This window comes from Mesorhizobium sp. M0772, from assembly GCF_040320135.1.
In the GTDB taxonomy this organism is placed as follows: Bacteria; Pseudomonadota; Alphaproteobacteria; order Rhizobiales; family Rhizobiaceae; genus Mesorhizobium.
Map to the genome: position 1 here is coordinate 38,080 of NZ_JAMYPB010000026.1, position 12,830 is coordinate 50,909.

Annotated in this window: 16 protein-coding genes; 4 read left to right on the top strand and 12 right to left on the bottom strand. The window is 62.2% G+C overall.

Annotated features, from left to right (window positions below):
• Positions 1 to 14: 14 nt before the first annotated feature.
• Positions 15 to 419: a cupin domain-containing protein gene (locus NKI06_RS18255; protein WP_031193071.1), complete on the top strand. Its 405-nt coding sequence runs from the start codon at positions 15 to 17 to the stop codon at positions 417 to 419.
• Between the two features lie 17 nt (positions 420 to 436).
• Here the strand turns inward: NKI06_RS18255 and NKI06_RS18260 are convergent, their stop codons facing one another.
• From NKI06_RS18260 to aptA, 6 genes are all read right to left on the bottom strand, one after another.
• Positions 437 to 820: a hypothetical protein gene (locus NKI06_RS18260; RefSeq protein ID WP_027050643.1), complete on the bottom strand. Its 384-nt coding sequence runs from the start codon at positions 818 to 820 to the stop codon at positions 437 to 439.
• A gap of 16 nt (positions 821 to 836) precedes the next feature.
• On the bottom strand, positions 837 to 1,214 hold the full coding sequence (locus NKI06_RS18265) for a hypothetical protein (RefSeq protein ID WP_023668216.1): 378 nt from the start codon (positions 1,212 to 1,214) through the stop codon (positions 837 to 839).
• Complete coding sequence (hydA, locus tag NKI06_RS18270) at positions 1,211 to 2,662, bottom strand: dihydropyrimidinase (protein ID WP_352986496.1); 1,452 nt, start codon at positions 2,660 to 2,662, stop codon at positions 1,211 to 1,213. The genes NKI06_RS18265 and hydA overlap by 4 nt, the downstream gene beginning before the upstream one ends.
• A 62-nt stretch (positions 2,663 to 2,724) precedes the next feature.
• Positions 2,725 to 3,975, bottom strand: a complete 1,251-nt coding sequence (locus tag NKI06_RS18275; RefSeq protein WP_023690832.1) for a Zn-dependent hydrolase — start codon at positions 3,973 to 3,975, stop codon at positions 2,725 to 2,727.
• 3 nt (positions 3,976 to 3,978) lie between these two features.
• Positions 3,979 to 4,425 carry an endonuclease domain-containing protein gene (locus NKI06_RS18280; protein ID WP_352986498.1) on the bottom strand — a complete coding sequence of 149 codons (447 nt, stop codon included), beginning with the start codon at positions 4,423 to 4,425 and terminating at the stop codon, positions 3,979 to 3,981.
• Positions 4,426 to 4,537: 112 nt separating this feature from the next.
• Positions 4,538 to 5,866: an omega-aminotransferase AptA gene (gene aptA, locus NKI06_RS18285; RefSeq protein ID WP_023705584.1), complete on the bottom strand. Its 1,329-nt coding sequence runs from the start codon at positions 5,864 to 5,866 to the stop codon at positions 4,538 to 4,540.
• 255 nt (positions 5,867 to 6,121) lie between these two features.
• On the opposite strand from aptA, the gene NKI06_RS18290 reads away from it, so the two are divergent.
• Positions 6,122 to 6,751, top strand: a complete 630-nt coding sequence (locus NKI06_RS18290) for a TetR family transcriptional regulator C-terminal domain-containing protein (RefSeq protein WP_023697053.1) — start codon at positions 6,122 to 6,124, stop codon at positions 6,749 to 6,751.
• A 9-nt stretch (positions 6,752 to 6,760) separates the two neighbouring features.
• Here the strand turns inward: NKI06_RS18290 and NKI06_RS18295 are convergent, their stop codons facing one another.
• Complete coding sequence (locus NKI06_RS18295; protein WP_023729382.1) at positions 6,761 to 7,633, bottom strand: helix-turn-helix transcriptional regulator; 873 nt, start codon at positions 7,631 to 7,633, stop codon at positions 6,761 to 6,763.
• A 99-nt stretch (positions 7,634 to 7,732) separates the two neighbouring features.
• On the opposite strand from NKI06_RS18295, the gene NKI06_RS18300 reads away from it, so the two are divergent.
• Positions 7,733 to 8,572 carry an SDR family oxidoreductase gene (locus NKI06_RS18300; RefSeq protein ID WP_352986501.1) on the top strand — a complete coding sequence of 280 codons (840 nt, stop codon included), beginning with the start codon at positions 7,733 to 7,735 and terminating at the stop codon, positions 8,570 to 8,572.
• Positions 8,569 to 9,291 (top strand): SDR family oxidoreductase, encoded by a 723-nt coding sequence (locus tag NKI06_RS18305; RefSeq protein WP_352986503.1) that lies wholly within the window; start codon positions 8,569 to 8,571, stop codon positions 9,289 to 9,291. The genes NKI06_RS18300 and NKI06_RS18305 overlap by 4 nt, the downstream gene beginning before the upstream one ends.
• A 45-nt stretch (positions 9,292 to 9,336) precedes the next feature.
• On the opposite strand, the gene NKI06_RS18310 is transcribed toward NKI06_RS18305, so the two are convergent.
• From NKI06_RS18310 to preA, 5 genes are all read right to left on the bottom strand, one after another.
• Complete coding sequence (locus NKI06_RS18310) at positions 9,337 to 9,834, bottom strand: hypothetical protein (RefSeq protein WP_352653196.1); 498 nt, start codon at positions 9,832 to 9,834, stop codon at positions 9,337 to 9,339.
• A gap of 106 nt (positions 9,835 to 9,940) precedes the next feature.
• Positions 9,941 to 10,318 (bottom strand): DoxX family protein, encoded by a 378-nt coding sequence (locus NKI06_RS18315; protein ID WP_023823188.1) that lies wholly within the window; start codon positions 10,316 to 10,318, stop codon positions 9,941 to 9,943.
• Between the two features lie 76 nt (positions 10,319 to 10,394).
• Positions 10,395 to 10,853 (bottom strand): carboxymuconolactone decarboxylase family protein, encoded by a 459-nt coding sequence (locus NKI06_RS18320; RefSeq protein WP_023690827.1) that lies wholly within the window; start codon positions 10,851 to 10,853, stop codon positions 10,395 to 10,397.
• 32 nt (positions 10,854 to 10,885) lie between these two features.
• Positions 10,886 to 11,404 (bottom strand): RrF2 family transcriptional regulator, encoded by a 519-nt coding sequence (locus tag NKI06_RS18325; protein WP_352522047.1) that lies wholly within the window; start codon positions 11,402 to 11,404, stop codon positions 10,886 to 10,888.
• 109 nt (positions 11,405 to 11,513) lie between these two features.
• The gene (gene preA / locus NKI06_RS18330) at positions 11,514 to 12,827 is read right to left on the bottom strand and encodes an NAD-dependent dihydropyrimidine dehydrogenase subunit PreA (RefSeq protein ID WP_023699020.1); all 1,314 of its coding nucleotides are present in this window, start codon (positions 12,825 to 12,827) and stop codon (positions 11,514 to 11,516) included.
• Positions 12,828 to 12,830: the final 3 nt, after the last annotated feature.

Sequence of the window (12,830 nt, forward strand, 5' to 3'; positions counted from 1 at the left end):
CCGGAGCCTTGCCGATGTCGCCCAAACCCACTTGTCACCTTATCCGTCCTGAAAGCACTTATGAAGGCAAGCAGGGATTGACCTATTTTGCCGGCATTGCAGCCGAGACGGTCGGCTCGTCCGGCATCTGCATGCATCTGCTCACCCTGCCGCCTGGCGCCCGCGCCAAGGCGCATCTGCATGAAAGCCATGAGACGGCGATCTATGTGCTCTCGGGCGAGGTCCACACATGGTATGGCGACAGGCTCGAGAACCACATCGTCGTCAAGGCCGGCGACCTCTTCTACATCCCGGCCGGCGTACCGCATCTGCCGGCCAATCTGAGCAACGCCCCGTCCTCGGCCGTCATCGCCCGCACCGATCCCAATGAACAGGAAAGCGTCGTCCTGTTGCCGGAACTGGATGCGCTGGTGGCCTGACGCTGACGGGACTGCCGTCATTTGCACCGCGCCACTTCGCCCATGACATTGCCGTCGTCGTCGGCGACCGTCAGCTTCTTGGCGTTCTTGGCGCTGCGCTTGATGGTGAATTTGGTCGGCTCCTGTCCCTCTTCGCCTTCCGCCTCGCATGTTGCCGTCACCACCAGCGACCCATCAGCCTGCGCTTGCTTCTCCGTGAAGGTGCAGGCGCTGGCGGCGGTGACCAATGCCTCGTCGGTCAAAAGCAGCATCCGATCGGCGGCGACTTCCTGGCCGTTGCGGTTGATGCAGCCATATTTGTCCCCATAGGGTTTCGTCAGGTCGATGCCTGCCGCAAGGGCCTGACCCGCAGCCAGAACGACTATCATCGCAACAGACGGCCCCAAACCGCGCGCGCTCATTCCCCCAGCTCCAACGTCACGAACACGGTTGCAACGGCCCCATTTCTTCAAGACCGGGAATGGTCACGAAGAACCCACCCTCGCCCTTGTTGGTGACCACAACGGTTTCAGCCGTCGTCCCCGCCTCGCCTTCGGCGGAACAGGTCGCATCAAGCGATTGCGTGCCCGGCGCCCACGTCAATTGCTGCGCGAACCGGCAGCCGCTGCCATAGGTCTCGATGCCTTCGGCGGTCAGCACGATATAATCGTCCCGGCCCTGAAAACCGGCCTTTGCAAAGACACAGCCGGCATCGTTGCCCCAGGAGCCGGCCAGCCTCTCGGCCCCTGTTGCCGGACCAGCGACCACCATCGCCACGACCAGTGAAATGAGCGCCCCCGGGCTCCGCAACGTCAAACGCCTGTCGCCGGAATGCCGGTGCGTTCCACCTTGCGCGGCGCGGTAATGTCCTTCCAGGTCGACAGAGCCCGGTTGACCGCCGCGTTCGGCTCGCGGGCGACGAATTCGCCATGGCCGGGCTTGGCCTTGACCTCCGCTTCCTCGACCGACAATTCGCCGCGCGAAAAGACGAAGCGCGGCACGCCGGTCACCTCAAAACCTTCGAAGACGTTGTAGTCGATCACCGATTGCTGCTTCTTCGAGGTGATGGTCTTCTTGGCGCTGGGGTCCCACACCACGATGTCGGCGTCCGCGCCTTCGACGATGGCGCCCTTCCTAGGATACATGTTGAGGATCTTGGCGATGTTGGTCGAAGTCACCGCGACGAACTCGTTCATCGTCAGCCGCCCGGTGTTGACGCCCGTCGTCCACAGCACGGGCAAGCGGTCTTCGAGCCCGCCGGTGCCGTTCGGGATCTTGGTGAAATCGCCGAGGCCGTTGCGCTTCTGCTTGGTGGTGAAGGCGCAGTGGTCGGTCGCCACCACCTGCAGCGATCCCGCCTGCAGGCCGGCCCACAGCGAATCCTGGTGCAGCTTGTTGCGGAAGGGCGGGCTCATGACGCGGCGCGCCGCATGGTCCCAATCCTTGTCGAAATACTCGCTTTCATCCAGCGTCAGATGCTGGATCAGCGGCTCGCCGAAAACCCGAATGCCCTTCTGGCGGGCGCGGCGGATGGCTTCGTGGCTCTGCTCGCAGGACACATGCACGACATAGAGCGGCACACCGGCCATGTCGGCGATCATGATGGCGCGGTTGGTCGCCTCGCCTTCCACTTCCGGCGGCCGCGAATAGGCGTGTCCCTCGGGACCATTATTGCCGGCAGCGAGCAGCTTTTGCGACAGCGCCGCAACCACGTCGCCATTCTCGGCATGAACGAGCGGCAGCGCGCCGAGATCGGCGCAGCGCTGGAACGACGCGTACATCTCGTCGTCGTCCACCATCAGCGCGCCCTTGTAGGCCATGAAATGCTTGAACGAGGTAATGCCTCTGTCGACGACGGTGGCCATCTCGTCGAACACCTGCTTGCCCCACCAGGTGATCGCCATGTGGAAGGAGTAGTCGCAGGCAGCCTTCGAGGTCTTGTTGTCCCACATCTGCAACGCTTCCAGCAGCGATTGCTGCGGCGCCGGCAGGCAGAAATCGACCACCATCGTGGTGCCACCGGAAAGGGCCGCACGCGTCCCGGACTCGAAATCGTCGGCCGAATAGGTGCCCATGAACGGCATTTCGAGATGGGTGTGCGGATCGATGCCGCCCGGCATGACGTAACAGCCGCTGGCGTCGAACTCATGGTCGCCATGCAGGTTCGAGCCAATGGCGACGATCTTGCCGTGCTGCATCAGCACATCGGCCTTCCAGGTGCGGTCGGCGGTGACGATGGTGCCGTTTCGGATGACTTTGGTCATTGTCGTGTTCCCTTGTTCTCTTCGCGCTTCTTGTGAGCGTCGTTTTGAATACAGATCTTAGTTCACGCCACGATCCCCGCTGTCTCTACCACCGCATGGAACAGCACGTCGGCGCCGGCGCCGGCCCATTCCTTGGTGATTTCCTCAGCCTCGTTGTGTGACAACCCGTCAACGCAGGGGCACATCACCATGGCGGTCGGCGCAACGCGGTTGATCCAGCAGGCGTCGTGGCCGGCGCCGGAGACGATGTTGCGGTGGGAATAGCCGAGCCGATCGGCGGCGTCGCGGATCGCCTTGACGCAGCCGGCATCGAAGGTGACCGGATCGAAAGCGCCGACCTGCTCGACCTTGTACTGGATGTCGAGCGCCTCACAGATTGTGTCGATGCCTTCGCGTATGCGCCCATCCATCGCGTCCAGCACTTCCTTCTCGGGCGAGCGGATGTCGATAGTGAAGACGGTGCGCCCGGCGATGATGTTGCGCGAGTTCGGAAACACCTCCATGTGGCCGACCGCGCCGACGGCGTCGGGCTGGTAGTCCATGGCGATCTCGTGCACCAGTTCGATGACCCGAGCCATGCCGAGCCCGGCATTACGGCGCTTGGGCATCGGGGTCGAGCCGGTATGCGCCTCCTTGCCGGTCAGCGTTACCTGCAGCCATTTCAGGCCCTGGCCGTGGGTGACGACGCCAATGTCGATGCCTTCGTCCTCGAGGATCGGCCCCTGCTCAATATGCAGTTCGAAGAAGGCGTGGATCTTGCGATCACCGACTTTCTCGGTGCCTTTCCAGCCGATGCGCTCCAGCTCCTCGCCAAATTTCCTGCCCTGTTTATCAGTGTGCTGATACACGTCCGCCTGATCGAGCACACCGGCGAACACGCCGGACGCCATCATAGCCGGGGCAAAGCGCGAGCCTTCCTCATTGGTCCAGTTGGTAACGACGATTGGATGCCTGGTCTGGATGCCGAGATCGTTAAGCGAGCGAATAATCTCCAGCCCGCCGAGCACGCCGAGCACGCCGTCATATTTGCCGCCGGTCGGCTGCGTGTCGAGATGGCTGCCGACATAAACCGGCGGCAGGCTGGGATCAGCGCCTTCCCGGCGGGCAAACATGGTGCCCATTTCGTCGAGCCCCATTTCGAGCCCGGCCGCCTCGCACCAGCGCTTGAACAGATGCCGTCCCTCGCCGTCCTCGTCGGTCACGGTCTGGCGATTGTTGCCGCCGGCAATACCGGGGCCGATCTTCGCCATCTCCATGATGGAATCCCACAAACGGTCTGAATTGATTCGCAGATTCTCGCCCGGGGCGGCCATGCTCTAAAACCTCATCGGTTGCGGGGCGGCGGCGTCCCCCTCCCCCTCGAGGGGAGGGTGGCCGCGACGCGGTGGGGTGGGGTCGCCCGCGACGCGCGCGACCTTCTCTTTGACCACCTGCGCGACGTGCCAAGCGCTGTTTATGACATCGGGCTCGTCAACACGGAAGACTTCAAATCCGAGCGATCGCAGATAAGCATCGCGAACGGCATCGTGCCGCATACCCCTGTCGTGTTCGTGCATGTCGCCATCGACCTCAACGATCAGCTTCACCGCCAAGCAGGCAAAATCCACGATGTACGGCCCAATCGGGCACTGACGGCGAAACTTGATGCCGGCTGATTTCAGGTCCCGCAGTTCATACCACAGCAGCGATTCTCCCTTGGTCGCGTGAACTCGAAGCGCTCGCGCCTTTTGGCGCATTTCGAAGCTCACGCGGGTACGGGGCATCAGGAGCGGCCTTGGAACAAAAGAGCAGGTCGGCGTCCGGTCGCACCGACCCCACCCGACCGCTTCGCGGCCACCCTCCCCTCGAGGGGGAGGGATATCCGCGCCCGGTTTGTCAATCGATCGCCCTCAGCACTTCTCTGACATGGTCGATCAATTCGTTGATCTGGCCCTTGGTGATGATCAGTGGCGGCGACAGCGCGATGATGTCGCCGGTGGTGCGGATCAGCGCGCCGCGCTCGAACGCCTTGACGAAGGCCGAGAAGGCCCGCTTGGTCGGGCTGCCGGCGATCGGCGCCAGTTCGATCGCGCCGATCAGGCCGATATTCCGGATGTCGATGACATGCGGCTCGTCCTTCAGCGAATGCAGCGCATCCTCCCAGTAAGGCGCCAGTTCCTCGCCGCGGGTGAGCAGGCCCTCTTCCTTGTAGGTGTCGAGCGTGCCGAGTGCCGCGGCGCACGCAATCGGATTGCCCGAATAGGTGTAGCCGTGGAAGAACTCGATCATGTGCTCGGGGCCGGTCATGAAGGCGTCGTGGATTTCCTTCTTCACGAACACCGCGCCCATCGGGATGACGCCGTTGGAGACGCCCTTGGCGGTGGTCATGATGTCGGGCGTGACGCCGAAATAATCCGCTGCGAACGGCGCGCCGAGACGGCCGAAACCGGTGATGACCTCGTCGAAGATCAGCAAAATGCCGTGCTTGGTGCAGATCTCGCGCAGTTTCTGCAGATAGCCCTTCGGCGGCAGGATGACGCCGGTGGAGCCGGCGACCGGTTCGACGATGACGGCGGCGATGGTCGAGGCGTCATGCAGGGCAACGATGCGCTCCAGCTCGTTGGCGAGTTCCGCGCCATATTCCGGCACGCCCTTGGAGAAGGCGTTCTTTTCCGGCAGATGCGTGTGCGGCATGTGGTCGACGCCGCCGAGCAGCGTGCCGAACATCTTGCGGTTGGTGACGATGCCGCCGACCGAGATGCCGCCGAAATTGACGCCGTGATAGCCGCGTTCGCGGCCGATCAGGCGGGTGCGCGCGCCCTCGCCCTTCACACGGTGATAGGCGATCGCCATCTTCAGCGCCGTTTCGACCGATTCCGAACCGGAATTGGTAAAGAAGACATGGTCCATGCCCTTGGGCGCGAGATCGACCAGGCGGTTGGCCAGCTCGAACACGATGGGGTGGCCCATCTGGAAGGCCGGCGCATAGTCGAGTTCGGCCGCCTGGTGCTGGATCGCCTCGGTGATCTTGGGACGGCAATGGCCGGCATTGACGCACCAGAGGCCGGCGGTGCCATCGAGCACCTTGCGGCCGTCGCTGGTGGTGTAGTGCATGTCCTTGGCGGACACGAACATGCGCGGCGCCTGTTTGAACTGCCGGTTTGCCGTGAACGGCATCCAGAATGCGCTGAGATCGTTCGGCGTGACTTTCAGCCGGTTGGACATGACCAAGACTTCCCCTTGTAACCTGTTTCGGTGCGGCTAACGCTTGGTCTTTCCAAAGCTTGGTCTTTGCTGCGTTTTCATGCTACGCAAATTTTTGACCGATTGGACAAACGTTAGCACCGCCCTGTCGGCGGTCAAGGGATTACTAGCGGAAATGCGGCCTGCGAAGTGCGCTCCACGGGTAAGAGAAAAACTGGTCCAGAGAATTGGTCCAGATGAACCCTGCGGCCAAGGCTTGCAGGGGTGAGCGGCGCCATGGAAGGCTCAGCCCCTCGCCGCACCCGCATCCAGCAGGAAAAGCGCGAACTGATCCTGGAGGCAGCCCTCGAAGTCTTCTCCGCCAACGGCTTTCGCGGTTCGACCATCGACCAGATCGCCGAGGCCGCCGGGATGTCGAAGCCGAACCTGCTCTATTATTTCCGCCGCAAGGAAGACATTCACGAGACACTGATGGAGCGGCTGCTGGCGACCTGGCTGGCGCCGCTGCGCGAACTCGACGATATCGGCGATCCCCTGACCGAGCTCAGGAGCTACATCAGGCGCAAGCTCGAAATGGCGCGTGATTTTCCTAGGGAGAGCCGGCTGTTCGCCAACGAGATCCTGCAAGGCGCGCCACGCATCATGCCGCTGCTGGCGGGTGAACTGAAGACACTGGTCGACGAGAAGGCCAACGTCATCAAGGGCTGGATGCGCGCGGGAAAAATCGCCCGCACCGATCCCTGGCACCTGATCTTTTCGATCTGGGCGACGACGCAGCACTATGCCGATTTCGATGTCCAGGTCCGTGCCGTGCTCGGCGCCGATCGCGGCGGCGACGGCCGCTTCGAGGATGCGGCGCGGTTTCTGGAGCAGTTGTTCATTGATGGGCTGAAGCCGAAGGGCTGACCTTGGGCGTCAGGCGCTGCGGCGCTCCGCCGGCATCGCCTCAAGCAAATTCTGCAGCTTCTCGATCGAATTCTGTTCGGCCAGCGGCGTGTAGACGATCAGCTTCATGTCCGAGCCGTCGTCGATCGACAGGCTCATATGCTCGAACGTCATGGCGCCGGCTCTCGGATGTCGGACATGTTTCACCCCCGACAATCGGCGTGCCACGTCGCGTTGCGGCCACCAGTCGCGAAACTCCGGACTTGAGCGCGTCATAAGCACGATCAGCCGCTCGAAATCCGCATCGCCCACATAGCGGGCGCTTTCCGCCCGGAACGAGGCCAGCACGGTGCGCGCCAATTGCTCCCAGTCAACCAGCAGGCGCCGGTGATGCGGATTGGTGAACACCATGTGGACGATGTTGCGGGCGTCGCCCTCTAGCAGGCCATAATCACCGAACACCGCTACCGCCGCCGGATTCCAGGCCAGCACGTCCCAGCGCCGCCCGACGACATAGGCCGGCTGCAGCACCAGGCTCTCGAGCATATGCATCAGCGGGCCATCGACCTTTTCCGGCGCAGCCACGCGGTTCTCCGGTTGCTGGCGGCCTGCCAGGATGAACAGATGCCGCCTTTCAACGGCGTCGAGGCGCAGCGCTTCGCTGAGCGCCGCTAGCACCTCCACCGAGGGTCTGACCTCGCGCCCCTGCTCTAGCCATGTGTACCAGGTGGTGCCGACGCCGGCGATCATCGCCACTTCCTCGCGACGCAAGCCTGGCGTGCGTCTCCGCAGGCCGGTCGCGATGCCGGTGGCGGACGGCGTCAATCTTTCGCGGCGCGAGCGCAGGAAGGCGCCAAGCTCGCGCCGGCGGCTGTCTTCAGCGGAGTGCGTGGGAGCATCCATGAGAGCTATTATAGCAGTATTGATACCAGGATAAAGTTTGAACTGTTTGGGCTGCGTCAGGCGCCCCATCTTCCATCCAGAGAGATGGAGGCTCTGAATATGGATCTGAAAGACAAGACAATCCTCATCACCGGTTCGACCGATGGCGTCGGCCGTGTCGTCGCGCAAAGGCTGGGCGCCGGCGGCGCGCGCGTGCTGGTGCATGGCCGTGACGCGGCTCGCGGCAAGGCAACCGTCGCAGATATCGAATCCGCCGGCGGCAAAGCCGAATTCCTCGCCGCGGACCTTGCCTGGCTAGCCGAGGTCCGCCGCCTCGCCGAGGCCGTACGCGCAAAAACCGACCGGCTCGACATCCTCATCAACAATGCCGGCATCGGCACGGCCGGCGCCAAGCGACAGCTCAGCGCCGACGGCTTCGAACTGCGCTTTGCGGTCAACTATCTCGCCGGTTTCCTGCTGACCTCGGAACTGCTGCCGATGCTCAAGGCGAGTTCGCCGGCGCGCATCATCAACGTCGCCTCGGCCGGCCAGCAGGCGATCGATTTCGGCGATGTCATGCTGACACGTTCCTATGACGGCGTGCGCGCCTATTGCCAGAGCAAGCTGGCGCAGATCCTGTTCACCATCGACCTCGCCGGAGAGTTGAAAGGCAGCGGCGTCACCGTCAACGCTCTGCATCCGGCGAGCTACATGAACACCACCATGGTCCGCCAGGCCGGCGTGACGCCATGGAGCTCGGTCGAAACCGGCGCCGACGCCATTCTCAACCTCGCGACATCGCCCGCGCTGGAGGGCCGCAGCGGCCTCTATTTCGACGGCCAAAGGGAGGCCCGCGCCGACGCACAAGCCTATGACGCCAAGACCAGACAGCAATTGCGAACCCTGAGCCTCGACTTCGTCGGCCAGGCTTCCCCACAATCGAAGGAACAGCATTCATGACCGGCAAGATCGAACACACGGTAGTCATCGGCGGCTCATCCGGCATCGGCCTGGCGACGGCGCGAAAACTGCTTGGCCCGGGCATGAAGGTGACCATCACCGGACGAAACCAGGACAAGCTCACCCGCGCTGGGAAGAGCCGCGGCGGCGCCGCCGAGAAAGCTGCCTTCGATGCTTCGAAGCCGGACGAAGTCCGCCAGTTCTTTGGGGAACTCGGACCGTTCGATCACCTCGTGCTGGCTGCCAGTGGCGGCAAGGGACTTGGGCCGTTCGAAACCCTCGACCTCTCAGACATCGCCGGCGGCGTCGACGAGAAAGTCCGGCCGCAGCTGTCCTGTTTGCAGGCAGCCTTGCCGACGCTCAACAGATCGGGATCGGTCACTTTCATCTCGGCGGTGTCGGCACAATTGTCGGTGCCCGGCGTGGCCGGCATCGCCGCCGTCAACGGCATGCTGTTGACGGTGGTGCCGATCCTGGCGGTCGAACTGAAGCCTCTGCGCGTCAACGTCGTGGCGCCCGGCGTCATCGACACGCCATGGTGGGATTTTCTGGCCGAAGACCAGCGGCAGGCGGTGTTCAGCGAATATGCCGGCAAAACCCCGGTGGGCAGGATCGGCCGCGCCGAAGACGTCGCCGGCGCAATCGCCTTTCTCGTCTCCAACGGCTTCATGACCGGCCAGGTGCTGACCTGCGATGGCGGTTTGCGCTTCGCGGCGTAGCAAATGGTGTTGCAATGGCTTCCCGCCGCCACTGCGGCCACCAAACTACTGGCTCGCCACCACGCCGACACCAACGGACACAACGATGAAAATTACCAAAATCAAAACGCCAACTGAATTTGCCCTCTGGTAGATGGCATTTCCGGAGCCGAGTTTTGTCCTCAGAAAAAGGAGGACATCTGGGGACATTGCCGCTAGAAAAATCACTAGAAAACTGAAATGCCCGATAAATTCAGGCTGAAACCGCTTTTCCACAAAGGGGTACAATATGATTGACGCATATACGAGATAGAAGACGAGCGTGAATCGAGTTGGTGAGCTTGTCAAACCAAGTGACGAAAGAGCGCTTTTCTCTTCAGATTCGTGTAGAAAATACAATACACTCAAGATGCTTGCTGTGAAATAAATACTTAGCAGAGCGTACGAATTTCTGGCGCTAATTGCATGGACATAATTTAGGGCAGCTACCAAGGCCACCGTCAGGAGCCCCACCACAAGCAACCATCTGAGCGCAACGCGTCTTTTACCTTTAAGAATGTACATTGATTGCCCCACACGTCGCATCAAGGATCAATACCGTAACGGTCTTAACTCTAAGTATCGAAGACAATGATAAATGGCGACGCCATGGTGGCAGCGCCATTGCCGACTAGAGCGACTGCGCGATCAGCGTCAGGAATCCGCCGGCGAGCGCGACATTGCCGACGAAGCCGTTGATGCGCGACGCCCGGTCCGGGCCCTGATGGTCCCAGAAATTGTGGAACATCGGCGTGGCGACGATGAGAAACAGCAGCAGCACGGCGCAGGCGGTCGCAGTCCACAGGCCGGCCATCAACAGCGCGCCGGCAATGGTCTGCAGGACGATGCCGGCCCACAACGCCAATCTCGCCTGCGGCACGCCGCGCGCGGTCATCAGCCCTGTCAGGAAGGTCTCGTTCTGAACATTGCGCAGGCCGGCGAAAACGAAGGCGCCGCCGAGCAACAGGCGGCCGAGAAACAAAAAGGTCGAAGGCAAATCGACAGGCATGAAATCTTCCCCATACTTAAGCATGAAACAGGTGGAGCGCCGCCCTTTCGACGGCGCTCCATGACTAACCGGACGGTCAGGCTGCTTTGGCAGCCGGCATCGGGTGAATGGCGTGGAACGGGATGCAGAGCCGGTTCCAGGTGTTGATCATGCCGATCGCGACCGACAGCTTGACCAGTTCCTCTTCCGAGAAGTGCTCGAGCGTGCGGGCATAGAGTTCGTCCGAAACGCCATTGTTGGCGATCAGGGTCGTTGCCTCGGTCCAGGCAAGGGCCGCGCGTTCACGTTCGGAAAACAGCGGCGATTCCTGCCAGGCCGAAACCAGATAGAGCCGTGTCTCGGTTTCGCCGTCGCGCCTTGCCTCGCGGCTGTGCATCTCGACGCAGTAGGAGCAGCCATTGATCTGCGAGGCGCGGAGCTTGATCAAATGCAGCAGGCTCACTTCAAGCCCGCATTCGTCGACCGCCTTGTTGAGCGCCGACACGGCTTTCATGATCTCAGGCGCCTTGGCGAAGAATTGCAGTCTCTGTTTCATCGTCTTTCCTTTCACATCTGTTTGGCGGGGGATTAAATCTGTTTGGTCGAAGCGGGTTTCTGCGGCCGCTGATGGCGCGCGACAAAGGCACAGCTGGCGGCAAACGATCGCGGATCGCCTTCGGCCTTGTAATCAGCCACGATGTCGGACAACCGGGTTTCCGCGAGGGCCGCGCGATAGGCGCGCTCGGCCTTCAGCATCGCGGCATTGATGCCGCACGGCTTCACATAGGCCGAAGCATCGATCTTGACCGGGCCGCGCTGGCGGATCTCGCCGCAGCGGAAGGCCGGCTCGCGACCCTCGACCGCAAGCACGATATCGAGCAGCGTGATGCGCTCGGCCGGACGCGCCAGCCGGTAGCCGCCCGCCGGTCCCGGCACCGATTCCAGGATGCGCGCAGTAGTCAGCTGGTTCAGATGTTTCAGCAGATAGCTCGGCGACAGGCCGAAGGACTCTGCCAAAGCAGCACCCGGCATCGTGCTGTTGCCCTCCACGCTGGCCAGTGTGGCCGCGCAATGGATGGCCGCTTCTACACCCTCGCCCAGCTTCATGATGTTGCGCTCCTATTCATGGATATCTTTTATCTTAGATAAATTTTATCTGCAATAGGAAAATGAAAAACGGCGCTCGAAAGCGCCGCTTTTTTCTTCGACCCGTTCCCTACTCCGCAGCCACCTTGGCCATCGGGTTGTTCGGGTGTGTCGTCCAATTGGCATAGACCGGCGACACCGGCTTGCCGGTGCGCTGGTCCATCACGCCGGCGGCCAGCGGCTCCATAGTGATGCAGTTCTCGACCGGGCAGACATTGACGCACAGATTGCAGCCGACGCATTCGGCCTCGATCACCTCGAAATGCCTGACGCCGTCGACCATGTTGGTGATCGCCTGGTGCGAAGTGTCCTCGCAGGCGATGTGGCAGCGGCCGCATTTGATGCAGGCGTCCTGGTCGATATGCGCCTTGGCGATGTAGTTGAGGTTGAGATACTGCCAGTCGGTGACGTTGGGCGTGGCGCGGCCGACAATGTCGTTGAGCGAGGCGTGGCCTTTCTCGTCCATCCAGTTTTCGAGACCGGCGATCATCTCCTGCACGATCTTGAAGCCGTAAGTCATCGCCGCCGTGCACACCTGCACATTGCCGGCGCCGAGCGCCATGAATTCAGCCGCATCGCGCCAGGTGGTGATGCCGCCAATGCCGGAGATCGGCAGGCCGCGCGTTTCCGGATCGCGGGCGATCTCGGCCACCATGTTCATGGCGATTGGCTTCACCGCCGGGCCGCAATAGCCGCCATGCGAGCCCTTGCCGTCGATGGTCGGCTGCGGCGCGAAACTGTCGAGGTCGACGCCGGTGATCGAGTTGATGGTGTTGATCAGCGACACCGCGTCGGTTCCGCCGGAGAGTGCGGCGCGCGCCGGCTTGCGCACATCGGTGATATTCGGCGTCAGCTTGGTGATGACAGGCATGCGGGTGTTGGCCTTGCACCAGCGCACCACCATTTCGATGTATTCAGGCACCTGGCCGACAGCCGCGCCCATGCCGCGTTCCGACATGCCGTGCGGGCAACCGAAATTGAGCTCGATGCCGTCGGCTTCGGTCTCCTCGACCACCGGCAGGATCGCCTTCCAGCTTTCCTCGACGCATGGCACCATCAGTGAGACGACGATGGCGCGGTCGGGCCAATCCTTCTTGACCTGCTTGATCTCGCGCAGATTGACCTGCAAATCGCGGTCGGTGATCAGCTCGATATTGTTGAGGCCGAGCAGGCGCCGGTCCGCCCCCCAGATCGCGCCATAACGCGGGCCGTTGACGTTGACCACCGGCGGACCTTCTTCGCCCAGCGTCTTCCACACGACGCCGCCCCAGCCCGCCTTGAAGGCGCGGATGACATTGTAGGCCTTGTCGGTCGGCGGCGCCGAAGCCAGCCAGAACGGATTGGGCGATTTGATGCCGACGAAATTGTTGCGGATGTCTGCCATGAC

Excerpts from the sequence above, each read along its gene's own strand:
- NKI06_RS18255 (WP_031193071.1), top strand. The coding sequence starts at position 15 with ATGTCGCCCAAACCCACTTGTCACCTTATCCGTCCTGAAAGCACTTAT.
- NKI06_RS18260 (WP_027050643.1), bottom strand. The coding sequence starts at position 820 with ATGAGCGCGCGCGGTTTGGGGCCGTCTGTTGCGATGATAGTCGTTCTG.
- hydA (WP_352986496.1), bottom strand. The coding sequence starts at position 2,662 with ATGACCAAAGTCATCCGAAACGGCACCATCGTCACCGCCGACCGCACC.
- NKI06_RS18275 (WP_023690832.1), bottom strand. The coding sequence starts at position 3,975 with ATGGCCGCCCCGGGCGAGAATCTGCGAATCAATTCAGACCGTTTGTGG.
- NKI06_RS18280 (WP_352986498.1), bottom strand. The coding sequence starts at position 4,425 with ATGCCCCGTACCCGCGTGAGCTTCGAAATGCGCCAAAAGGCGCGAGCG.
- aptA (WP_023705584.1), bottom strand. The coding sequence starts at position 5,866 with ATGTCCAACCGGCTGAAAGTCACGCCGAACGATCTCAGCGCATTCTGG.
- NKI06_RS18290 (WP_023697053.1), top strand. The coding sequence starts at position 6,122 with ATGGAAGGCTCAGCCCCTCGCCGCACCCGCATCCAGCAGGAAAAGCGC.
- NKI06_RS18295 (WP_023729382.1), bottom strand. The coding sequence starts at position 7,633 with ATGGATGCTCCCACGCACTCCGCTGAAGACAGCCGCCGGCGCGAGCTT.
- NKI06_RS18300 (WP_352986501.1), top strand. The coding sequence starts at position 7,733 with ATGGATCTGAAAGACAAGACAATCCTCATCACCGGTTCGACCGATGGC.
- NKI06_RS18305 (WP_352986503.1), top strand. The coding sequence starts at position 8,569 with ATGACCGGCAAGATCGAACACACGGTAGTCATCGGCGGCTCATCCGGC.
- NKI06_RS18310 (WP_352653196.1), bottom strand. The coding sequence starts at position 9,834 with ATGTACATTCTTAAAGGTAAAAGACGCGTTGCGCTCAGATGGTTGCTT.
- NKI06_RS18315 (WP_023823188.1), bottom strand. The coding sequence starts at position 10,318 with ATGCCTGTCGATTTGCCTTCGACCTTTTTGTTTCTCGGCCGCCTGTTG.
- NKI06_RS18320 (WP_023690827.1), bottom strand. The coding sequence starts at position 10,853 with ATGAAACAGAGACTGCAATTCTTCGCCAAGGCGCCTGAGATCATGAAA.
- NKI06_RS18325 (WP_352522047.1), bottom strand. The coding sequence starts at position 11,404 with ATGAAGCTGGGCGAGGGTGTAGAAGCGGCCATCCATTGCGCGGCCACA.
- preA (WP_023699020.1), bottom strand. The coding sequence starts at position 12,827 with ATGGCAGACATCCGCAACAATTTCGTCGGCATCAAATCGCCCAATCCG.